The organism is Mycobacterium sp. ABE4_509 (genome assembly GCF_056160785.1).
On the sequence record NZ_JBSWXU010000050.1, the window covers coordinates 11,659 to 33,112 of the forward strand.

General features: G+C 69.0%; 18 protein-coding genes. 11 read left to right on the forward strand and 7 right to left on the reverse strand.

Annotated features, from left to right (window positions below; all coding sequences use genetic code 11):
• Nucleotides 1-18 precede the first annotated feature (18 nt).
• A complete protein-coding gene (locus tag ACXAID_RS13010; RefSeq protein ID WP_475022632.1) occupies nucleotides 19-1,569 on the forward strand; it encodes an acetolactate synthase large subunit in 1,551 nt (516 codons plus the stop codon).
• A 5-nt stretch (nucleotides 1,570-1,574) separates the two neighbouring features.
• On the opposite strand, the gene lpqN is transcribed toward ACXAID_RS13010, so the two are convergent.
• Genes lpqN through ACXAID_RS13045 form a run of 7 tightly spaced genes read right to left on the reverse strand, consistent with a single transcriptional unit; the run spans nucleotide 1,575 to nucleotide 10,522 of the window.
• Complete coding sequence (gene lpqN / locus ACXAID_RS13015) at nucleotides 1,575-2,285, reverse strand: envelope biogenesis lipoprotein LpqN (protein WP_475022633.1); 711 nt, start codon at nucleotides 2,283-2,285, stop codon at nucleotides 1,575-1,577.
• Nucleotides 2,286-2,299: 14 nt separating this feature from the next.
• Nucleotides 2,300-3,478 carry a 3-ketosteroid-9-alpha-monooxygenase, oxygenase component gene (locus ACXAID_RS13020; protein ID WP_475022634.1) on the reverse strand — a complete coding sequence of 393 codons (1,179 nt, stop codon included), beginning with the start codon at nucleotides 3,476-3,478 and terminating at the stop codon, nucleotides 2,300-2,302.
• Nucleotides 3,475-5,025, reverse strand: a complete 1,551-nt coding sequence (locus ACXAID_RS13025; RefSeq protein WP_475022635.1) for an FAD-binding protein — start codon at nucleotides 5,023-5,025, stop codon at nucleotides 3,475-3,477. The genes ACXAID_RS13020 and ACXAID_RS13025 overlap by 4 nt, the downstream gene beginning before the upstream one ends.
• Nucleotides 5,018-6,658, reverse strand: a complete 1,641-nt coding sequence (gene casI / locus ACXAID_RS13030) for a steroid-22-oyl-CoA synthetase (RefSeq protein WP_475022651.1) — start codon at nucleotides 6,656-6,658, stop codon at nucleotides 5,018-5,020. The genes ACXAID_RS13025 and casI overlap by 8 nt, the downstream gene beginning before the upstream one ends.
• 35 nt (nucleotides 6,659-6,693) lie before the next feature.
• The gene (gene fadD17, locus ACXAID_RS13035; protein WP_475022636.1) at nucleotides 6,694-8,208 is read right to left on the reverse strand and encodes a long-chain-fatty-acid--CoA ligase FadD17; all 1,515 of its coding nucleotides are present in this window, start codon (nucleotides 8,206-8,208) and stop codon (nucleotides 6,694-6,696) included.
• A gap of 7 nt (nucleotides 8,209-8,215) precedes the next feature.
• The gene (locus tag ACXAID_RS13040; RefSeq protein WP_475022637.1) at nucleotides 8,216-9,313 is read right to left on the reverse strand and encodes an acyl-CoA dehydrogenase family protein; all 1,098 of its coding nucleotides are present in this window, start codon (nucleotides 9,311-9,313) and stop codon (nucleotides 8,216-8,218) included.
• Nucleotides 9,314-9,328: 15 nt separating this feature from the next.
• Nucleotides 9,329-10,522, reverse strand: a complete 1,194-nt coding sequence (locus ACXAID_RS13045; protein WP_475022638.1) for an acyl-CoA dehydrogenase family protein — start codon at nucleotides 10,520-10,522, stop codon at nucleotides 9,329-9,331.
• A 168-nt stretch (nucleotides 10,523-10,690) separates the two neighbouring features.
• Here ACXAID_RS13045 and ACXAID_RS13050 point away from each other — a divergent pair, with 168 nt between their 5' ends.
• The 10 genes from ACXAID_RS13050 to ACXAID_RS13095 all read left to right on the forward strand — a co-directional run bounded on the left by ACXAID_RS13050 (nucleotide 10,691) and on the right by ACXAID_RS13095 (nucleotide 21,275).
• On the forward strand, nucleotides 10,691-10,882 hold the full coding sequence (locus ACXAID_RS13050) for a ferredoxin (protein WP_475022639.1): 192 nt from the start codon (nucleotides 10,691-10,693) through the stop codon (nucleotides 10,880-10,882).
• A gap of 13 nt (nucleotides 10,883-10,895) precedes the next feature.
• Nucleotides 10,896-11,819 (forward strand): 3-oxoacyl-ACP reductase, encoded by a 924-nt coding sequence (locus ACXAID_RS13055; protein WP_475022640.1) that lies wholly within the window; start codon nucleotides 10,896-10,898, stop codon nucleotides 11,817-11,819.
• A 258-nt stretch (nucleotides 11,820-12,077) separates the two neighbouring features.
• Complete coding sequence (locus tag ACXAID_RS13060; protein WP_475022652.1) at nucleotides 12,078-12,839, forward strand: MlaE family ABC transporter permease; 762 nt, start codon at nucleotides 12,078-12,080, stop codon at nucleotides 12,837-12,839.
• The gene (locus tag ACXAID_RS13065; protein ID WP_475022641.1) at nucleotides 12,836-13,678 is read left to right on the forward strand and encodes an MlaE family ABC transporter permease; all 843 of its coding nucleotides are present in this window, start codon (nucleotides 12,836-12,838) and stop codon (nucleotides 13,676-13,678) included. The genes ACXAID_RS13060 and ACXAID_RS13065 overlap by 4 nt, the downstream gene beginning before the upstream one ends.
• Before the next feature lie 11 nt (nucleotides 13,679-13,689).
• Complete coding sequence (locus ACXAID_RS13070; protein WP_475022642.1) at nucleotides 13,690-14,892, forward strand: MCE family protein; 1,203 nt, start codon at nucleotides 13,690-13,692, stop codon at nucleotides 14,890-14,892.
• Between the two features lie 97 nt (nucleotides 14,893-14,989).
• A complete protein-coding gene (locus ACXAID_RS13075; RefSeq protein WP_475022643.1) occupies nucleotides 14,990-16,024 on the forward strand; it encodes an MCE family protein in 1,035 nt (344 codons plus the stop codon).
• Nucleotides 16,017-17,075, forward strand: coding sequence for an MCE family protein (locus tag ACXAID_RS13080; RefSeq protein ID WP_475022644.1), 1,059 nt, complete (start codon nucleotides 16,017-16,019; stop codon nucleotides 17,073-17,075). Before ACXAID_RS13075 ends, ACXAID_RS13080 begins: the two co-directional genes overlap by 8 nt.
• Nucleotides 17,072-18,427 carry an MCE family protein gene (locus tag ACXAID_RS13085; protein WP_475022645.1) on the forward strand — a complete coding sequence of 452 codons (1,356 nt, stop codon included), beginning with the start codon at nucleotides 17,072-17,074 and terminating at the stop codon, nucleotides 18,425-18,427. Before ACXAID_RS13080 ends, ACXAID_RS13085 begins: the two co-directional genes overlap by 4 nt.
• Complete coding sequence (locus ACXAID_RS13090; RefSeq protein ID WP_475022646.1) at nucleotides 18,424-19,584, forward strand: MCE family protein; 1,161 nt, start codon at nucleotides 18,424-18,426, stop codon at nucleotides 19,582-19,584. Before ACXAID_RS13085 ends, ACXAID_RS13090 begins: the two co-directional genes overlap by 4 nt.
• The gene (locus tag ACXAID_RS13095; RefSeq protein WP_475022647.1) at nucleotides 19,581-21,275 is read left to right on the forward strand and encodes an MCE family protein; all 1,695 of its coding nucleotides are present in this window, start codon (nucleotides 19,581-19,583) and stop codon (nucleotides 21,273-21,275) included. Before ACXAID_RS13090 ends, ACXAID_RS13095 begins: the two co-directional genes overlap by 4 nt.
• Nucleotides 21,276-21,454 lie beyond the last annotated feature (179 nt).

A 21,454-nucleotide genomic window follows, 5' to 3' on the forward strand; every position in this document is an offset into this window, starting at 1 on the left:
AGCGGTATACCTGGGTGCGTGAACGGTGCCCAGGCCCTGCTGGCCACCCTGGTCGACAACGGGGTCGACGCCTGCTTCGCCAACCCCGGAACCTCCGAGATGCATTTCGTGGCGGCGCTGGACGGCGTCCCCGCCATGCGGGCGGTGCTGGCGCTGTTCGAGGGGGTGGCCACCGGTGCCGCCGACGGCTACGCCCGGATGGCCGACAAACCGGCGGCGGTGCTGCTGCACCTCGGCCCGGGGCTGGGCAACGGGCTGGCCAACCTGCACAACGCGCGGCGCGCCCACGTCCCGATCGTGGTGGTGGTCGGCGACCACGCCACCTACCACAAGCGCCTCGACGCCCCGCTGGAGTTCGACATCGACTCCGTCGCGGGCACCGTCTCCGGGTGGGTGCACCGGACCATGGCCACCGCCGACATCGGAGCCGACGCCGCGGCCGCGCTGCGCGCCGCCCGGCGACATGAGATCGCGACGCTGATCCTGCCCGCCGACGTGTCCTGGGGTGACGGGGGTGTGCCTGCGGCACTGTCCCCGCCGCCCGAGCCCCAGCCCGACGCCGACTCCGTCCACGCAGCGGCCGCGGCGCTGCGATCGGGGGAGAAGACGGTGATCCTGGTCGGCGGCGACGCCACCCGCCGCGCCGGATTGTCGGCGGCGGCCCGGCTGGCCCAGGCGACGGGAGCCGAGCTGCTGTGCGAGACGTTCCCGGCCCGCCTGGAACGTGGGGCCGGTGTGCCCGGTGTGCAGCGCCTCATCTACTTCGCCAAGTTCGCCAGGGAGCAGCTCGCCGGCACCGTCCATCTGATTCTGGCCGGGGCCAGGTCGCCGGTGTCGTTCTTCGCCTACCCGGACCCGGACAGCCCGGGTGACCTGGTGCCCGGAGGCTGCACGGTGCACCCGCTGGCCGGCCCCCGCGGCGCGGCCATGGCACTGGAGCAGCTCGCCGACGAACTGGCCGCCGGCGTCGTCGCCCCGGTGCCACCGGCGGCCCGCCCTGACACCGCAACCGGGCCGCTCGACGCGCTGTCGGTGGCCGCGGTCATCGGCGCGTTGCTGCCCGATAACGCGGTGGTCGTCGACGAGTCCAACACCGCAGGGGCGGCGCTGCCGGCGTCCACCGCGGGGGCGCCCCCGCACGATGTGCTGACCCTGACCGGCGGCGCCATCGGGTACGGCATGCCGGCCGCGGTCGGCGCCGCGATCGGGGCACCGGGGCGTCCGGTGTTGTCCCTGCAGGCCGACGGTTCGGCGATGTACACCATCTCGGCGCTGTGGACGCAGGCCCGCGAGCAGCTCGACATCACCACGGTCGTCCTCAACAACGGCGCCTACCAGATCCTTCGGTGGGAACTGGCCAATGTCGGTGTGGCCGAACCCGGATCACTCGGCAAGCGGGTCACCGACCTGCTGGACCTGGGCAACCCGGCCCTGGACTTCGGCCGGATCGCCCAGGGGATGGGCGTGCCAGCGCGCCGGGTGCACACCGCCGAGGAGCTGGCGGCGGCGCTGCAGGAAGCGTTCAGCGAACCCGGTCCGCACCTGATCGAGGCGATGCTGGTGCGCTGAGGTCCTCAGGGGGTGATGGTGGTCTGCTCGTCGATGAAGTCGGTGGCCGGGCCGATGATCTCGATCTGGCTCTCCAGGCCGTCGGCGTTGAGCTGTAGGACGAACAACCCGTCGTCGCCGGGGATCACCACCGTCTTCTGGGCGACGACCTTGGTCATGCCGTCCTGCGTCCAGGTGCCGCCGAGCTGGTAGGCCGGGAAACCGGACAGCTCGTCTTCGCGGCCCCGGGTCAACGGTTCCCATCCGGGCAGGTTGCTCAGTTCGCCCGGCGCGAGGTCGAGAATGGTCTGCGGGTCGACGTCGCCGGTCAGCTTGGACACGATCGCGACGATGCTCGGGGTGTAGTCCTCGGAGCCCGGGCCGGGATAGATGATCGCGCCGTACGCCCACTCCGGGGTGTCCGCCCCGGCGTCCTCCCAGCCTTCCGGGAACGGCAGGTTGATCGTCGGTGCACCCGGGTCGCCGCGCTGCACCGGGGTTTCGGTGATCCCGTTCTCGGCGATGTAGTCGGCGATGGTGGGGGCCGCGCCCTCCACCGACTCCTCACGGGGCGGGATCCGCTCCTGGGTCGTGGTGGCTGCCGCGCTGGTCGTCGTCGTGGTGGATTCGGTGGTGCTGGTCTCGGCGGGCTCGCTGTCGGTGCCGCCGCAGGCGGTGGCGACGACGGCGAGGGCAGCGGCGGTCACAGCGCAGCGAGTCAGGGCAGTGAGCTTCACATGCGAAGCCTAAGTCACGAGCCGGCAGATGTGGCCTGGGTAGAAGTACTCATTCTGCGCGCCGCCAGCCCGGCGAGGTTGTGTTCGACCTCCTGCTGCCACAGGTCGTTGGCGTGGCTGGTGTCGACCTCGGCCTCGAATCGGTCGGTCATGTCCGGCGTCACCTCGGCGGCGTCGACATAGAACTGCTGGTACCACCGACGGTGCTGATAGACGGGCCCGTCCTCCTCGGTGAGCAGCGGGTTGTCGATGCGCGTCTTGTGCTTCCAGATCTCGACGTCCTCGAGGAAACCTTCGCCGAAGCTGCGGTTCATCGCCCCGGCCAGCTTGGCCGCCTTGTCGGCGGGCAGACCAGGCATCTCCTGGACGGCCACTCCCCACTGCAGGACGAACGAGCTGTGGCTGACCGGGTAGTGGCAGTTGATCAGCGCCACCTCGACGGTGAAGCCCGGGCCCAGGTCGTTGTGCAGCCAGTTGATCATGTAGGCGGGCCCGAAGTAGGTCGCCTCCGAGCGCAGATACGTGCCGTCCCAAAGCTTGTCGGGGTCGGCGGTGTGGTCGGGACGGGGCTTGGACTCCATGAACTGGCTGGCGGTGTGACCCTCGATGACGTTCTTGAAGTACGTCGGATAGGCGTGGTGGATGTAGAAGAAGTGCGCCATGTCGACGTTGTTGTCGACGATCTCGCGGCAGTGCGCACCCTCGATGAGGATCGAGCTCCATTGCCACGGCGACCACCGACCCTCGTCGAACCCCTCGATCGTCGGAGGAGTCAGTTCGGCCGGCGGGACCGACCCTTCGGGGTCGTGCCACACCAGCAGCTGGCCGTTGACCTCGGTGATCGGCCATGCCCGGGTCCGGGCCAGCCGAGGGGTGCGCTTGGCGTAGGGCACCAGCCTGCACTTGCCGTCACCGCCCCAGCGCCAGTCGTGGAACGGGCAGGCGATGTCGTCGCCCTTGACCGAGCCCTGCGCCAGATCGCCGCCCATGTGCCGGCAGTACCCGTCGAGCACCTGCAGCGCACCACCGGAGTCGGCGAACACCACCAGGTGGGTACCGAAGGCGTCGATCCCGTGCGGCCGGCCGTCGCGGAAGTCCTCGGCCAGACCCAGGCAGTGCCACCCTCGGGCGAAGCGGGTCATGCTCTGCCCGGGGTCGATGTCGCGTACGGCCTCGGCGTGCGTGCTGCTCATGGTCTGTTTCCTTTCACCATGTCCCGCACGGCCAGATGGCTGAACACCATGCTGGTGCCGATCGGGTTCCCACCACCGGGGTAGGCGGTGCCGCTGGGGGCGGCCATCGTGTTGCCCGCCGCGTAGAGCCCCGGGATCACATTGTCCGACGTATCGAGAACCCGCGCGGCGGTATCGGTGCGCAGGCCGCCCTTGGTGCCGAGATCCGACACCCCGAACGCGGCGGCGTGGAACGGCGGCTTGTCGATCGGGTACAGCGGCGGCGCACCCCCGGAGAAGGCGCGGTCGTAGGGTTCGTCGCCGCGGCCGAAGTCCTCGTCGACGCCGCGCTCGACGAACTCGTTGAACCGGGCCACGGTGTCGACCAGGTGCTGCGCCGGAACCCCGATCTCGGCGGCCAGCCCGGCCAGTGTGTCGGCGGTGCGCCACAGCCCCGCGGCCACGTAGCGCTGCGGCTCCACCATCGAGACGTTGGTGGCCTTGACCGGCGGTTCCAGACCTTCACGGTCGTCATAGACCATCCAGAACGGCAGCGTGAGCGTGCCGGCGTCCATCGCGGCCAGCACCGCGCGCCCGAGCCGGTCGTAGGCCGCTGATTCGTTGGTGAACCGTCTGCCGTCGTCGTCGACGAAGATCCCGCCGGTGAACCACAGGGCGAAGGCCGAGGTGCCGTCGGGGTGGGTCAGCCCGGGGGACCACCACGCCTGGTCCATCAGGTCGGTGTCGGCGCCGGCGGCGATGCCGGCGAGGTGGGCCAGACCCTGATTGCTCCACGGGCCCATGGTGTCCCGCGATGCGCCCGGCACCCCGTAGCGATCCCGCATCGCGTCGTTGTGCTCGAAACCGCCCGCCGCCAGCAGCACCCCGCGGCGCGCTTCGATGGCGCGGGGTCCGCTCTCGGTCTGCACCACCGCGCCGACGACTCGGCCGTCGGAGACCACGAGCTCGGTCAGGGCGGTGTTGAGCCGGGTCGAGGCGTGCGGGTGGGCGCCGAGGGCCAGCAGGAAACGCGCGATCAGTGCCCGGCCGCCGACGAAGTAGTCCTCCGGGGTCGGCCGGCCCAGCCGGTCGGTGTCCAGGGGCCCGCGAATCAGGTCGCGCAGGTGCGGCGCCGCGGCCACCTTCAGCGGTTTGGCGGCGATGTGGCGCATCCCGTCGCCGCGTGCCTTGGGGACACTGCCGAAGTAGTCGGGCCACGGCAACAGCGAGAACTTCAGTCGCTCATCGGCTTCCAGGTACTCGACGAGGGGAGCGCCGCTGCGCACGTAGGTCTGCTGCAGCGCGGCCGGCGTGCGGTCCCCGACCACGGCGCGGTAGTACTCGAGGGCGTCGTCGAGGGTGTCGTCCGAGCCGGCCCGCTGTAGCACGGGGTTGCAGGGAAACCACATCCCGCCGCCACCCGAGTACGCCGTGGTGCCGCCGAACTTCTCGCTCGCCTCGACCAGGATCACGTCCAGACCCTCCCGGGCCGCGGTGTAGGCCCCGGTCACCCCGCCGGCGCCGGAGCCGGCGACCAGCACGTCGGTGGTCTCGTCCCATTCAGGCATGGCGTTGCCTTCCGTGCGTGGCGAACTCCCGGTCCAGGGCCAGGCGGTCCTCGTCGGACATCAGGTGGTAGTCGGGCCGGCCGCGGCCCGTCCAGCGGTACACGGCGTCGCCGGTGTGCCAGCGCTGGGCCTGCAGATCCCGCTTGCGCACCTTGTTGGAGCCGGTGGCAGGCAGCTCGGCCGAGACCCGGAGCAGCCGGGGAATCCCCTTGGCGCCCAGGTCGTCCTGTTCGGCGAGGAACGACGCGAACCGCTCGACCGGGAAGGAGCCGGGGTCGGCGACCTCGACGGCGGCCATCACCTGGTCGCCCGAGCGGGGGTCGGGCACGCCGTACGCCGCGGCGGCGATCACATCCGGGTGACGGCGCAACACCCGTTCGACGGTCACCGCCGAGGTGTTCTCGCCGTCGACCCGGATCCAGTCGCCGCGCCGCCCGGCGAAGTACAGGAAACCGTCGCCGTCGAGATATCCCAGATCACCCGACCAGTACCACCCGTTGCGGACCCGTTCGGCGTCGGCGCCGTCGTTGCGGTAGTACCCCTCGAAGTCGCGGGCACCGCGCCGGTCGACGATCTCACCGACCGCCTCGTCGGGATTGAGCACCCGCCGCCCGGCGTCGAGCACCGCCGGCGGGCACGGCTGCAGTGTTTCCGGATCGACGATCACCACGTCCTCGTGCGCGGGCCTGCCCAGCGAGTCCGGTGGCGCGTCCGGGGCGGGCGCGGCGACAGCGCCACCCTCGCTGGAGCCGTACCCCTCGAACAGCCGGGCGCCGAACCTGCGCTCGAACTCGCGCTGATCCTGCGGCGCCGCCTCGGTGCCGAATCCGCGGGTCAGCATGTTGTCCGAGTCGTCGCTGCGCTCCGGGGTGGACAGCAGATAGGCCATCGCCTTGCCCACGTAGGTGAAGAACGTCGCACCGAAGAACCGGACGTCGGGCAGGAACTGGGAGGCCGAGAACGTCGGGGCCAGACACACCGTCGCGCCGACGGCCAGCGCGGGAGCCCACAGCGCCATGATGGCGTTGCCGTGGAACAGCGGCATGCAGCAGTAGTCGACATCGCCCCGGTGGTGGCCGTACTTGTCGGCGGCAGCGTAGGCGATCCGGGCCAGCCGGCCCTGACTGCACCGAACCGCCTTGGATGCCCCGGTGGTGCCCGAGGTGAACAGCAACAGCAGCAGGGCCGCGGGCCCGGCCTCCGGTGCGGCGGCCGGGGTGACGCGGTGGGCGTCGAGGCGGCGCCGGTAGCCGGGGTCGTCGACGACCAGGAAGCGCTCAGGGGCCAGACCGTGGTCGAGGCCGCGCAGCCGATCCATGCCGGCGGTGTCGGTGACGATCAGCGCGCAGTCGGCGTGCTGGATGTCGGCGGCCAGCTCGCCGGGTCCCCGGGTGGGGTTGAGCCCGACCACGGTGACGCCGGCCAGCGCGGCGCCGCCGAGCCAGAACACGAAATCGGCCACGTTGTCCAGCAGGACGCCGATGTGGCCGGGCTCGCCGGGAAAGTCGCTGTGCCGCAGCGCGGTGGCCAGATCCGCCCGGACGGCCGACTCCGCCACCACCTCGTCCCACGTCCAGTCGCGGTCGCGGGTCCGCAGCCCGAGCTGCTGGTCGCCGATGCGGTCGATCAGCATGCTCGCGATGTCGGCGCGACGCACCGGTGGGCTCGTCACGGTCGGGGGATCTTGTGGACGGGGTCGGTGCAGTCGGTGGCCTCACCGGACAGCTGCCGTTTGAGGACCTTGAAAGTCTCTGTGCGCGGCAGTGTCTCGGCCACCCGGATGAACACCGGCCACTGTTTGGGACCGAGGTCGGGCTGCTCGGCCAGGAACCGGGCGAACGTCTCGGGGTCGAAATCGCTGTGCTCGCGCAGCACCAGCGCCGCCATCACCTGGTCGCCCACCGCAGGGTCGGGGATCGGGTAGACCGCGGCCTCGGTGACCTGCGGGTGGCGCAGCAGAATCCGCTCTATCGGTGCGGTGCCGAGGTTCTCGCCGTCCACCCGCATCCAGTCGCCGAGCCGACCGGCGAAGTGGGCGAATCCGTTCTCGTCGCGGTAGGCCAGGTCACCGCTGTGGTAGACGCCGCCGGCCATCCGTTCGGCCTCGGCGTCGGGATCCTTGTAGTAGCCGCGGAACTGGCCGCGGCCCGCGGTGTTGACCAGCTCGCCGACGACTCCGGGCGGGCACGGCTGGCCGGTGTCGACGTCGACGATCTCGACGCCGTTGGCCAGCGGGCCCAGCGCGCTGTCCGGGGTGTCCGGGGTGCGGGCGATCGACACCCCGCCCTCGCTGGAGCCGAACCCGTCGACCACCTGGACGCCGAACCGGTGCGCGAAACGCTCCAGGTCGCGGGGTGCGCCCTCGTTGCCGTAGGCGACCTTCAGCGGGTTGTCGCGGTCGTCGGGACGTTCCGGGGTGGCCAGGATGTAGGACAGCGGCTTGCCGACGTAGTTGGCGTAGGTCGCTCCGAAGCGCCGGACATCGGGAATGAATTGGGAGGCCGAGAATCTGCGGCGCAACGCGATCGAGGCTCCGGCGGCGACCGCGGGTGCCCAGCCGGCCATGATCGCGTTGCTGTGGAACAACGGCATGGACAGATAGCAGGTGTCCGCCGGGCCGAGTCCGAACCGCTCGGCGAGCATCATCCCGGGGAACGCCACCTTCTCGTGGGTGCAGCGCACCGCCTTGGGATCACCGCTGGTGCCCGAGGTGAAGATCAGCATGAACAGGTCGTCGGGATCGACGGTGGGGAAGTCCACCGGGGCTCCGGCGTGTGAGGCGAGCTCGTCGGCGAAGGCCGCGGATTCGACCGCCACCGTGGGGATGCCGCGGCCACCGAGATCAGTGTCCGGCGTGGTGTCGGTCAGCACCAGCTGGCAGTCGGCGTGCTCGACGTCGCGCAGCAGCGCGGCGCCGCGGCGGGTGGGGTTCAACCCGACCGGAACGATTCCTGACAGCGCCGCGGCCACCAGCACCGTGCCGAAGAACGCGGTGTTGCCCAGCAGCACTCCGACATGTGGCGGCCGGGCGGGATCCAGCCTGGCGCGCAGCGCCGCGGCGAGGTCGGCGCCGGACTGGATGTGGTTGCGCCAGCTGCACGGCGCGGAGTCCGCCGAACGGATACCGCGGTCGTCGACGCCGGCCAGGGGGGCCAGCAACGCGGCGACTGTCGGCTCGTTCACGCCGGGATCAGGCCGGGGTGTCGGCCAGTTCACGGCCGATCTGCAGCAGTGCCCCGGTGGCGCTGCCCACGGCGAACTCGGTCTGCTTGGCGGCCAGGAAGTAGCGGTGCACCGGGTGGTCGGTGTCGATCCCGACACCGCCGTGCACGTGCACCGCGGTGTGTGCCACCCGGTGGCCGGCTTCGGCGGCCCAGAACGCGGCGGTGTTGACATCCACCTCGCACGGCAGCCCCTCGGACAGCCGCCACGCGGCCTGGGTGAGCGTCAATCGCAGTGCCTTGACGTCGATGTAGCCGTCGGCCAGTCGCGCCGACACCGCCTGGAAGCTGCCGATGGGGCGGTCGAACTGCTCGCGTTCGCGGGCGTAGCTCGCGGTGAGTTCCAGCGCGCGTTCCACGACGCCGAGCTGGAAGGCGCTGCGACCCAGGGTTGCCAGTGTGGAAAGCCAGGTGAGGACCTCGGCGTCGCCGACCATCCGTTCGGCGCCGAGTTCGACGCCGCGCAACTCGAGATGGCCGATGCTGCCCCGCCCGGTCGTGCTCAGGGCGCTGGCCGTGACGCCGGCGTCTTCCTTGGTGACGATGAAAACCTTGGCCCCCGAATCGGTCTCGGCGGGAACCAGGAATGCGCCGGCAACCGGGCCGTAGCTGACCTGGGTGCGGGTGCCGGTCAGCCGGTAGCCGCCGTCGGCGGCGTGCGCCTGCACGGGTCCTTCGCCCATGTCGCCGGCCAGGGCAACGGTGAGGATGGTGGATCCGTCGGTCGCAGGCACCGCCCACTGCTCGCGTTGCTCCTGGGAGCCGAACTTGTCCAGCGCGCCGGCGGCGAGCACCACGGATTCGAGGTAGGGCACGGCGGCCATCTGCCTGCCCAGTGCCACCAACACCGCAACCTGCTCGAGCATTCCGAAACCGCCGCCGCCCAACGATTCCGGTGCGGCGGCCGACAGCACGTCGGCCTCGATCAGCTTGCGCCAGAGCTGGCTGTCGAATCGCTGCTCGAGGCTGTCGAGTTCGCGCTGATGCTCAGGTGTGCACACCGACTCGGTGATGGTGCGCACCAGACCGCCGAGGTCCTCGCTGGCTTCGGTCGTCTTGAAATCCATGGTGGTTCCGCCCTCCTACCGGTTGACCCGCGGCAGCCCGAGGGCGACCATGCCGATGATGTCGCGCTGGATCTCGTTGGTCCCGCCGCCGAAGGTCAGGATCAGGCAGGAGCGGTGCATCCGTTCGATCCGGCCGCGCAGCAGCGCCCCTTCCGAGTCGGTGCGCAGTGTCGCGGCGGTGCCGAGTACCTCCATCAGCAACCGGTAGGCCTCGGTGGCCAGTTCGGTGCCGTACACCTTGGCCGCCGACGCGTCGGCGGGGGAGGGCGCGGCGTCTGTGTCTGGTCCGGAGGCCGAGGCCAATTCCCAGTTGATCAGCTTGAGCACCTCGGCCTTGGCGTGCACCCGGGCCAGGTTGAGCTGCACCCACTCCGCGTCGATGAGCCGCTTGCCGTGCACGTCCTTGGTGTTCTGCGCCCACTCCCGGACGCCGGCGAGCGCCACGAATATCGGCTGGGCGGACACCAGCGCCACCCGCTCGTGGTTGAGCTGATTGGTGACCAGCTTCCACCCGGCGTTCTCCTCGCCGACCAGAGCGGTCTTGGGTACCCGGACGTCCTGGTAGTAGGTGGCGCTGGTGTCGACACCGGACATGGTGTGCACCGGCGTCCACGAGAAGCCCTCCGCCGTGGTCGGCACGATCAACATCGAGATGCCGCGGTGCTTCTTGGCCTCGGGGTTGGTGCGTACCGCCAGCCACACGTAGTCGGCGTAGGCGATCAGCGAGGTCCACATCTTCTGTCCGTTGACGACGTAGTCGTCACCGTCGTGCACCGCGGTGGTGCGCAACGCGGCAAGGTCGGTGCCCGCGCCCGGCTCGGAGTAGCCGATGGAGAAGTGCAGTTGACCGGCGGCGATCCTGGGCAGGAAGAACTTCTTCTGCTCCTCGGTGCCGAAGTGCATGATCGTCGGTGCGACGCTGTTGATGGTCAGGAACGGCACCGGCACATTGGCGATGGCGGCCTCGTCGTTGAAGATCAGCCCGTCCATCGGCGGGCGGGCCTGTCCGCCGTACTCGGTCGGCCAGGACAGCGTGAGCCAACCGTCCTTACCCATCTGTTCGACGGTCTCGCGGTAGACGTTGCCGCGCCCCATCTCGCCGTCGCTGGCCGCCAGCGCCTCGGCCCGCTCGGGCGTCATCAGCTTGGTGAAGTACGCCCGCAGTTCGCGACGCAACTCCTCCTGTTCAGGGGTGTAGCCGATCCGCATCGCGCCGTCCTCACTTGTCTGCGAGCCTTGTCCCGGGTGCCGTCCACCAGGCCTGGACCCACCCGGGGCCTTTCCCGGTTGTAACACGTTCTAGTCTTGGGGTCCAGGGTGGTGTCACACTGGGTGCCCGAGATGATCGGAACTCAGCCCTACCGACAGGAGGTTGTCATGCGAGTGGAAGTGGATCGCGACCGGTGTGAAGGCAACGCGGTGTGCGTGGGAATAGCTCCCGACCTGTTCGACCTCGATGACGACGACTACGCGGTGCTCAAGGCGGACCCGATTCCCCCCGACCAGGAGGAGTTGGCCGAGCAGTCCATCGCCGAGTGCCCGCGCGCAGCCCTGATCCGACACGACTAGAGGTATTCGTACTTTGTCTTCTTCTTCCGTACCCGGCACCGACCTGTCCGGCCGTGTCGCGGTGGTGACCGGCGCTGCCGCCGGCCTGGGCCGGGCCGAGGCGATCGGGCTGGCCCAGGCCGGCGCCACCGTCGTCGTCAACGACATCGCCGCCGCGCTGGACAAATCCGATGTCCTCGACGAGATCTCGACGGCCGGCTCCAAGGGGGTCGCCGTCGCAGGCGACATCAGCGAGCGCGCCACCGCCGACGAACTGGTCGAGACCGCCGACGGGCTCGGTGGGCTGGGCATTGTGGTGAACAATGCCGGCATCACCCGCGACCGGATCCTGTTCAACATGACCGACGAGGAATGGGACGCCGTCATCGCGGTGCATCTGCGCGGGCATTTCCTGCTGACCCGCAATGCGGCGACCTACTGGCGGTCGAAGGCCAAGGCCGGTGACGGCGAGGTCTACGGGCGCATCATCAACACCAGCTCCGAGGCCGGGCTGTCCGGTCCGGTCGGTCAGCCCAACTACGGGGCGGCCAAGGCCGGGATCACCGCGCTGACGTTGTCGGCGGCGCGGGCGTTGGGACGCTTCGGGGTGCGCGCCAACGCGATCGCCCCGCGAGCCCGTACCGCGATGACGGCCGGGGTGTTCGGCGATGCTCCGGACCTGGCCGAGGGCGCCGTGGACCCGCTGTCCCCCGACCACGTGGTCAACCTGGTCCGATTCCTGGCCTCTCCGGCTTCCGAAGCGGTCAACGGGCAGCTGTTCATCGTCTATGGTCCGACGGTGACGCTCATTGCGGCTCCAACGGCGGAGCGGCAGTTCAGCGCCGACGGCGACGCCTGGGACCCGGCACAGCTATCCGACGAGTTGCGGAATTACTTTGCTGACAGGGATCCTGAGCGGAGCTTCTCGGCCGCGATGGGGCTCGGCGATCCGAGCTGAGGGCCTGTTCGACGCTGGGGACGTGTAGATTAGAACACGTTCTAGACGTTTTGTGGGCTGTCGGCCCCTGATCAGCGCAAATATAACGATCTGGTCGGGTTTTGCTGAGCTTTGACAGTGCGAACGTGTTCTAGTTAGTATGATCCGGCTCACTAAGAGCAACGCTTATTCCAGAGGCGGGGCACGTCGCGGCGACCGGTATCGAACTCTTCGCCATAGCATGCGCCCGTGACAACCCGTCGCGAGAACGGAGCCGAGGTGATCGAACAGCTTGCGGCGCCTGCGCGGGCCGTGGGCGGGTTCGTCGAGATGACCTTGGAGACGTTGGCGAAAACCGCCCGCCGGCCGTTCCAGTTCCGCGAATTCCTCGACCAGACGTGGATGATCGCGCGCGTCTCACTGCTGCCGACGCTGTTGGTGGCAATCCCGTTCACCGTGCTGGTGGCGTTCACGCTGAACATCCTGCTGCGTGAGATCGGCGCCGCCGACCTGTCCGGGGCGGGCACCGCGTTCGGCACCATCACCCAGCTGGGCCCGGTGGTGACGGTGCTGGTCGTCGCCGGGGCCGGCGCCACGGCGATCTGTGCCGACCTCGGGGCGCGCACCATCCGCGAGGAGATCGACGCGATGCGGGTACTGGGCATCGACCCGATCCAGCGTCTGGTGGTCCCGCGCGTGCTGGCGTCGACGTTCGTCGCGCTGCTGCTCAACGGTCTGGTGTGCCTGATCGGCCTGTCCGGCGGCTATGCGTTCTCGGTGTTCCTGCAGGGGGTCAACCCCGGGGCGTTCATCAACGGTCTGACCGTGCTGACCGGTCTGCCGGAACTGATCCTCGCCGAGATCAAGGCGCTGCTGTTCGGGGTAGTCGCCGGCCTGGTCGGCTGCTACCGGGGCCTGACGGTCAAGGGTGGCCCCAAGGGTGTCGGCAACGCCGTCAACGAGACGGTGGTGTACGCGTTCATCTGCCTGTTCGTGATCAACGTGATCATGACGGCGGTCGGGGTCAGGGTGTTGGCATGAGTTACGACGCCACCCTGCGCTTCCGCCGGTTCTTCCGCGGCCTGCCGAAAGCCGTGGACACCGTCGGCGAGCAGGCCCTGTTCTACGGCCAGACATTCCGCTATGTCCCCAACGCGCTGACTCGCTACCGCAAGGAGACCATCCGGCTGATCGCCGAGATGTCCATGGGCACCGGGGCGTTGATCATGATCGGCGGTACCGTCGGGGTCGCGGCGTTCATGACGCTGGCCTCCGGTGGCGTCCTCGCCGTGCAGGGATACACGTCACTGGGCAACATCGGCATCGAGGCGCTGACCGGGTTCCTCTCGGCATTTCTCAACGTGCGCATCATCGCCCCCGTCATCGCCGGCATCGCGCTGGCGGCCACCATCGGCGCCGGCGCGACTGCGCAGTTGGGGGCCATGCGGGTCGCCGAGGAGATCGATGCCGTGGAATCGATGGCGGTACACGCGGTGTCGTATCTGGTGTCGACGCGGCTGATGGCCGGTCTCATCGCGATCGTTCCGCTGTATGCGCTGTCGGTGCTGTCGGCGTTCTTCGCCGCGCGGTTCACCACCGTGTACATCAACGGACAGTCCGCGGGCCTCTACGACCACTACTTCAACACCTTCCTGATACCCAGTGACCTGCTGTGGTCGTTCCTGCAGGCGGTCGTGATGGCCGTGGCGGTGATGCTCATCCACACCTACTACGGCTACAACGCCTCCGGTGGTCCGGTAGGTGTGGGCGTCGCCGTGGGCCAGGCGGTGCGCACCTCGTTGATCGTCGTGGTGACGATCGTGTTGATGATCTCGCTCGCCGTCTACGGCGCGTCCGGCAACTTCAATTTGTCGGGATAGGTTGGGGTTCAATGGCAGACGGTGACGCCAAGCGCAGCCACGTACGCATCGCTGCGGCCATTCTGGCCGCCGTGGTGGTGGCTTCGGTGGCCTTCACCTACCTGTTCTACACAGCGGCCTTCACCCCCACCGACACGGTGACGGTGTTCTCCCCGCGGGCGGGTCTGGTGATGGAGTCCAAGGCCAAGGTCAAGTACCGCGGCGTCCAGGTCGGGGAGGTCGAGTCGATCGACTATGCCGGTGACAAGGCCAAACTGACCCTGGCGATCCGCAGTGGCGAACTGCGCTACATCCCGTCGAATGCCAGCGTGCGCATCGCGGGCACCACGATCTTCGGCGCCAAGGCGGTGGAGTTCCTCGCCCCGGCCGATCCCGCGCCGGCATCGCTGCGCCCAGGCGCCGAGGTGCGCGCCGGGAGCGTGCAGCTGGAAGTGAACACCCTTTTCCAGACCCTGACCGATGTGCTGGCCAAGGTCGATCCCATCGACCTCAACGCGACGATGTCCGCGCTCGCCGAGGGTCTGCGCGGCAACGGTGACGACCTCGGGGCCACCCTGGCCGGTCTGAACACCTACCTGGGGCAGCTGAACCCGAAACTGCCGACCCTGCAGGAGGATCTGCGCCGGACCGCGGCGGTGGCCAACATCTACGCCGCCGCCGGACCGGACCTGGCCCGGGTGTTCGACAACGCGCCCGCCGTCGCCCAGACGGTGATCGACGAACAGGACAATCTGAACGCGGCACTGCTGGCCGCCACCGGGCTGGCCGACAACGGCACTGCGACCCTCGAGCCGGCGGCCGACGACTACATCGCCGCGGTGCAACGGCTGCGCGCTCCGCTGAACGTCGCCGCCGAGTACTCCCCGGTGATCGGCTGCACGCTGCAGGGCACCTCGAACGCCATCGACCGCTTCGCCCCGATCATCGGTGGGGTGCGCCCCGGCCTGTTCGTGTCCTCGAGCTTCATCCCCGGTGCGCCGGCCTACACCTATCCGGAGAGCCTTCCGATCGTCAACGCCTCCGGCGGGCCCAACTGCCGTGGTCTGCCCCATGTTCCGAGTAAGCAGTACGGCGGCTCCTGGTATCGGACCCCGTTCCTGGTCACCGACAACGCCTATGTCCCGTTCCAGCCGAACACCGAACTGCAGTTCGACGCACCCTCGACGTTGCAGTTCCTGTTCAACGGGGCCTACGCAGAGCGGGATGATTTCTGATGAGCATCGTGCGCCGCGATGAGCGCTCGCGCAGCGATGAGCGCTCGCGCGCAGAGCAGACTCGCGAAGAGCCGACGCTGAAGAAGCGAGGGTGCTGATGAATGTCGATCGCACTCTGGTCAAGGTCTCGGTGTTCACCGTGGTGATGCTGCTGGTGGCCACCTCGCTGGTGGTGGTCTTCGGCGAGTTCCGCTTCGGCTCCGACCGCGGCTACCACGCCACCTTCACCAACGCGTCGCGGCTGAAGACCGGCCAGGACGTGCGTATCGCCGGGGTGCCCGTGGGCGCCGTCAACGCGGTCACCCTCAACGACGACAACACCGTCGACGTCGCGTTCACCGTCGCCGACCGCTACCAGCTCTACACCTCGACCCGGGCGCTGGTGCGCTACGAGAACCTGGTCGGTGACCGCTACCTCGAGATCACCTCGGGGCCCGGTGATCTGGTCAAGCTGCCGCCGGGAAGCACCATCGGCCAGGAGAACACCGAACCCGCGCTGGACCTCGACGCACTGCTCGGCGGGCTGCGGCCGGTACTCAAGGGTCTCGACGGCGACAAGATCAACCAGGTCAGCAATGCGGTCATCGAACTGCTGCAGGGCCAGGGTGGCGCGCTGTCGGAGATGCTGGCCTCGACGAGTGCGTTCACCCAGAACCTCGCGGCGCGGGACCAACTGATCGGCGAGGTGATCACCAACCTCAACACCGTGCTGGGCACCGTCGACGAGAAGGGCGCCGAGTTCGACGCCAGCGTCGACCAGCTGCAGCAGCTGCTCACCGGCCTGGCCGAGGGACGAGACCCGATCGCCGGCGCGATCGGACCGTTGGCCACGGCGGAGGACGACCTCACCGCGATGCTCGAGGAGTCCCGCCGCCCGCTGCAGGGCGTCATCGAGAACGTCCGCCCATTGGCCGAACGCCTCGACGAACGCAAGGACGACATCAACAAGGTGATCGAACCGCTGGCCGAGAACTATCTGCGCCTCAACGCGTTGGGAGCCTACGGCGCGTTCTTCAACATCTACTACTGCTCGATCCGGATGAAGATCAACGGACCCGCGGGCAGCGACATCCTGATTCCGTTCGGTGGTCCGCCGGACCCGTCCAAGGGGAGGTGTTCCGAAGATGGCTGACACTGACGAAAGGAACCCGCTCCGCACCGGGATCTTCGGTGTCGTGATCGTCACGTGCCTGGTGCTGGTGTCGTTCGGCTACAGCGGGCTGCCGTTCATGCCGCAGGGCAGGGACTACGAGGCGTATTTCACCGACGCCGGCGGCATCTCGCCCGGCAACGACGTCACCGTCTCGGGGATCCCCGTCGGCAAGGTGAGCGGGGTGTCGCTGGCCGGTGACAGCGCCAGGGTCGACTTCACCGTCGATCGTGACGTCCGGGTGGGTGACCAGTCACTGGTCGCGATCAGAACCGACACGGTGCTGGGCGAGAAATCGCTGGCCGTCACGCCGAAGGGTGCCGGCTCGGTGACCTCGATCCCGTTGGGCCGCACCACCACTCCCTACACGCTGAACACCGCGCTGCAGGACCTCGGCCAGAATTCCAGCGAACTCGACAAGCCGCGGTTCGAGCAGGCGCTTCAGACGATCACCGACTCGCTGGCCGAGGCGACGCCGTATCTGCGCAGCACCCTCGACGGGGTCGCCGACCTGTCGCGCAGCCTCAACAAGCGCGACGCTGCGCTCGATCAGCTGTTGGCCCACGCCAAGCGGGTGTCGGACACCCTGGCGCAGCGGGCCGGCCAGGTCAACCAGCTGATCGTGGACGGCAACCTGCTCTTCGCCGCGCTCGACGAACGCCGCCAGGCGTTGAGCAACCTGATCGCCGGCATCGACGATGTCTCCGAACAGCTCTCCGGCTTCGTCGCCGACAACCGCCGCGAATTCGGCCCGGCACTGCAGAACCTGAACCTGGTGATGGACAACCTGCTCGAACGCCGCGAGCACATCGGCGAGGCGCTCAAGCGGCTGCCGCCCTATGCGACGGCGCTGGGCGAGGTCGTCGGCAACGGGCCCGGCTTCAACATCAACCTGTACGGTCTGCCGCCGGCAAGCCTGGCCGAAGTCCTGCTCGATTCCTACTTCCAGCCGGGCAAGCTGCCCGACAGCCTCGCCGACTACCTACGCGGTTTCATCACCGAACGCATGATCATCAGGCCGAAATCACCATGAGCGAATCGATCACGACCAAGATGCGCAGCCGGGGCGTACGGGCGACCGTGGCCGCGCTGCTGGTGGCCGCCCTGGTGATCGGGGTCTTCCTGGTCTGGCCGACACGGCGGGGCCACACGATCGTCGGCTACTTCACCTCCGCGGTCGGCCTGTACCCGGGTGACGAGGTGCGCATCGTCGGCGTACCGGTGGGGCGGATCGACTCCATCGAGCCCCGTGTCCAGGACGTCAAGATCACCATGACGGTGCAGCACGACGTGCGCGTCCCGGAGAACGCCCAGGCGCTGATCATCTCGCCGAATCTGGTGGCGGCCCGCTTCATCCAGCTGACTCCCGCCTACACCGGTGGGCCGACGATGGCCGACGGTGCCGAGATCGGCCTCGACCGCACCGCGGTACCGGTCGAGTGGGACGAGGTCAAAGAGCAGCTCACCCAGCTCAGCGCCCAGCTCGGCCCGCAGCAGGGATCGGTACAGGGTCCGCTCAGCGAGGTGGTCAACCAGGCCGCCGATACGTTCGACGGCAACGGCGACTCGTTCCGGCAGGCACTGCGCGAACTGTCCCAGACGGCCGGGCGGCTCGGCGACTCCCGCGCCGACCTGTTCGGCACGATCCGCAACCTGCAGGTGCTCGTCGACGCGCTGTCGAACAGCAACGAGCAGATCGTGCAGTTCACCGACCATGTCGCGTCGGTGTCGCAGGTCCTCGCCGACAGTTCGGTCGGCTTGGACAACACCCTGGGCACCCTCACCCAGGCCCTGACCGATGTGCGGGGCTTCCTCGACGAGAACAACCAGGTGCTGATCGATCAGATCGGCAAGCTCGCCGACTTCACCCAGATCCTGACCGACCACAGCGAAGACATCGAGCAGGTCCTCCATGTCACGCCCAACGGCCTGTCGAACTTCTACAACATCTACAACCCGGCCCAGGGCACCGTGGCGGGCCTGCTGTCGCTACCCAACTTCGCCAATCCGGTGCAGTTCATCTGCGGCGGCGCCTTCGACATCGGTGCCACGACCGACGAGTACAAACGTGCCGAGATCTGCAGGCAGCGAATGGGTCCGGTGTTCAAGCGCATCCAGATGAACTACCCGCCGGTGCTGTTCCACCCGGTCAACTCCATCACCGCCTACAAGGGCCAGGTCATCTACGACACCCCCGAGACCGAGGCCAAGGCCGAAACCCCGGTGCCGTACCTGCAGTGGCAGAACGCACCCGGGGTCACCCCGCCGGAGATCCCGCCGGACGCCGACCTGTCGACGCTGTTGGCGCCGCCGGCGCCGGCCCCGGTGCCGGGACCGCTGCTGCCGCAGCAGGCCACGCCGGACACCCCGGGGGCGGGCGGATGATGCGTCGTGCGCTGGCCATCGCGTCGCTGGCCGTCCTGCTCGCGGGCTGCCAGTTCGGCGGGCTGAACTCGCTGGACATGCCCGGCACGGCCGGACACGGACCGGGCTCGTTCACCGTCACGGTGCAACTGCCCGATGTGTCGACACTGCCGCAGAATTCGCCGGTCATGATCGACGACGTCACCGTCGGCAGCGTGTCCGGCCTGGATGCGGTGCAGCGCCCCGACGGCACCTTCTTCGCCGCCGCGCAACTGTCGCTGGACGCCGAGGTGAACCTGCCGGCCAATGCGATCGCGCGGGTGGCGCAGACCTCGCTGCTGGGGTCGCAGCACGTCGACCTGGCCGCTCCCCCCGACGAACCCGGGGTGGGACGGTTGGCGCAGGGCTCCGAGATCCCGTTGAGCCGCACCGGGCGCTATCCGACCACCGAGGAAGTGCTCTCGTCGCTCGGCGTGGTGGTCAACAAGGGCAATCTCGGTGCGCTGCAGGACATCACCGACGAGACGTTCAACGCGGTCGCCGGCCGGGAGGGCACCTTCACCGAGCTGATCCCGCGGCTGGCTGAGCTGACCAGTTCGCTGGACCGCCAGACCGAGGACATCATCGCCGCCGCCGAGGGGCTGAACCGGTTCGCCGACATCCTGGCGCGCAGCAAGGACAGCCTCGGGCGCACGCTGGACACCCTTCCCGGTGCCCTGGAAGTGCTCAACCGCAACCGGGCCACCATCGTCGACGCGTTCGCCGCACTGCGCAGCTTCGCCGAGGTCGGCTCGCGGATCCTCCAGGAGACCAAGGACGACTTCGTCGCCGATTTCGCCGACCTGTACCCGGTGATCAAGGCGCTCAACGACAACGCCGACGACTTCATCAAGGCTCTGGAGTTCCTGCCGACGTTCCCGTTCCACTACGAGTACCTGCGCAACGCGGTGCGCGGCGACTACCTCAACGTGTTCGTCACCTTCGACCTGACGGTGCGCCGGCTCGGTGAGACGGTGTTCACCACATCGCTGGGTCTGGACCCCAACATGAAGCGGATGAACGAAGTCATCAACCCGCCCGATTTCCTGACCGGTGCCATGGCGAATCTGTCCGGTCAGGCGGCCGACCCGTTCCAGGTGCCGCCGGGCACGGCCACCCAACACGAGGGGCCGCGATGATCGACCGTCTCACCCGGATCCAGCTCACGATCTTCGCCATCGTGACGGTGCTGACCGTCGGCGCCATCTCCATCTTCTACCTTCGCCTGCCCGAAGCCGTCGGCATCGGCTCCTACCATGTCAGCGCCGACTTCAGCGCGGCCGGCGGTCTCTACGAGAACGCCAACGTCACCTACCGGGGAGTGACCGTCGGACGCGTCGAGTCGGTGGGGCTCTCCGACGACGGCGTGGTCGCCCGGATGCGGTTGAACAGCGGAACCCCGGTGCCCGAGAATGTCACCGCGACCGTCAAGAGCGTCTCGGCGGTCGGCGAGCAGTACATCGACCTGGTCCCGCCCGAGCAGGCCGCTCAGACGACGCTGGGCAACGGCGCCCGGATCCCGGTGGACCGCACCGCGATCGGCCAGGACATCTACGGCATGCTGCAGCAGGCCGAAGCGCTGGTCAACAGCGTCGGCGACAGCCGGATCTCCGAACTGCTCGACGAAACGTTCAAGGCGTTCAACGGATCCGGACCTGAGCTCGCCCGGCTCATCCAGTCGGCCCGTCTGCTCGTCGACGAAGCCAACGCCAACTACGTTCCGACCGAGCAGCTCATCGAGCAGGCCGGCCCGTTCCTGGAGGCGCAGATCCGCAGCGGCGACGACATCCAGTCGCTGGCCGATGGCCTGGCCCGGCTGACCGCCCAGGTCGCCGATGCCGACCCGGAGTTGCGCTCTACCCTGCGCGCCGTGCCGGGCGCGGCCGAGGCCGCCAACGAGGCGTTCGCCGGTATCCGCCCGAGCTTCCCGGTGCTGGCCGCCAACCTGGCCAACTTCGGCCGCATCGGCGTCATCTACCGCAAGTCCCTGGAGCACTCGCTGGTGGTGTTCCCGGCGCTGCTGGCCGCGTTGAACACGGTGGCCGGCGGGCTGCCCGCCGACGAGGGCGGCAAGCTGGACTTCAAGATCGACCTGGGGGATCCGCCGCCGTGTTCGGTGGGGTTCGTCCCGCCCACCCAGATCCGGTCGCCGGCCGACACCACGCTGCGGGAACTGCCGACCGACATGTACTGCAAGGTGCCGCACAACGATCCCAGTGTGGTGCGCGGCGCCCGCAACTATCCGTGCCAGGAGTTCCCGGGCAAGCGGGCACCCACGATCCAGTTGTGCCGCGACCCCAACGGCTACGTGCCGATCGGCAGCAACCCGTGGCGCGGGCCGCCGGTGCCGGTCGGCACGCCCATCGAGGACGGCCGGAACATTCTTCCGCCCAACAAGTTCCCGATGATCCCGCCGCAGGTCGATCCGGACCCCGGGCCACCGTCGGTGCAGCTGCCGCCGGGCGTGGCACCCGGCCCGGGGCCGGCGCCGCACGCGCCGTTCCCGCTGCCCGTGCCCCCCAACGAGGTGGGTCCGCCGCCCGCTCCGTGGCCGTACTTCTCGCCGCCCGACCATGTGGTGCCGCCCTACGGCCGCACCCCGTCGGCGCCGGGCCCGGCACCAGGTCCGGCCCCCGCACCCGCCGGGCCGCTGCCCGCCGAGACACCGATGGCATCGGCGTCGTTGGGGGGGCCGGCGACCGCGACCTATGACAGCAACGGTGAGTTCGTCGACCCGGAGGGCGGGACTGGTATCTTCGCGCCCGGAACCGACACCCTGGCGCCTGCGGAGAACTGGGTAGACCTGATGTTGTCGCCCAAGCAGATCTAGCCACCGACGAGAGACACCTTGGCCGAAGACCCATCCCTGAGCACCGCCCGCTACGCTGTCCGTCCTGGGTGTCGTCGCGCGTCCCGGGCTGCAGGACCGGCCGACGGTCCGGCCGGTGAGGCCGGAGCGACGGCCGTCCCGACGAGCGGAACGAGCAGGGTCCGCCCGCTGACCCCGGC

Bases quoted from the DNA above. Each gene is read 5' to 3' on its own strand.
- ACXAID_RS13075 (WP_475022643.1), top strand. From the start codon at position 14,990: ATGAATGTCGATCGCACTCTGGTCAAGGTCTCGGTGTTCACCGTGGTG.
- ACXAID_RS13070 (WP_475022642.1), top strand. From the start codon at position 13,690: ATGGCAGACGGTGACGCCAAGCGCAGCCACGTACGCATCGCTGCGGCC.
- ACXAID_RS13095 (WP_475022647.1), top strand. From the start codon at position 19,581: ATGATCGACCGTCTCACCCGGATCCAGCTCACGATCTTCGCCATCGTG.
- ACXAID_RS13045 (WP_475022638.1), bottom strand. From the start codon at position 10,522: ATGCGGATCGGCTACACCCCTGAACAGGAGGAGTTGCGTCGCGAACTG.
- casI (WP_475022651.1), bottom strand. From the start codon at position 6,658: ATGCTGATCGACCGCATCGGCGACCAGCAGCTCGGGCTGCGGACCCGC.
- ACXAID_RS13085 (WP_475022645.1), top strand. From the start codon at position 17,072: ATGAGCGAATCGATCACGACCAAGATGCGCAGCCGGGGCGTACGGGCG.
- ACXAID_RS13090 (WP_475022646.1), top strand. From the start codon at position 18,424: ATGATGCGTCGTGCGCTGGCCATCGCGTCGCTGGCCGTCCTGCTCGCG.
- ACXAID_RS13050 (WP_475022639.1), top strand. From the start codon at position 10,691: ATGCGAGTGGAAGTGGATCGCGACCGGTGTGAAGGCAACGCGGTGTGC.
- ACXAID_RS13080 (WP_475022644.1), top strand. From the start codon at position 16,017: ATGGCTGACACTGACGAAAGGAACCCGCTCCGCACCGGGATCTTCGGT.
- ACXAID_RS13025 (WP_475022635.1), bottom strand. From the start codon at position 5,025: ATGCCTGAATGGGACGAGACCACCGACGTGCTGGTCGCCGGCTCCGGC.
- ACXAID_RS13040 (WP_475022637.1), bottom strand. From the start codon at position 9,313: ATGGATTTCAAGACGACCGAAGCCAGCGAGGACCTCGGCGGTCTGGTG.
- ACXAID_RS13020 (WP_475022634.1), bottom strand. From the start codon at position 3,478: ATGAGCAGCACGCACGCCGAGGCCGTACGCGACATCGACCCCGGGCAG.
- ACXAID_RS13065 (WP_475022641.1), top strand. From the start codon at position 12,836: ATGAGTTACGACGCCACCCTGCGCTTCCGCCGGTTCTTCCGCGGCCTG.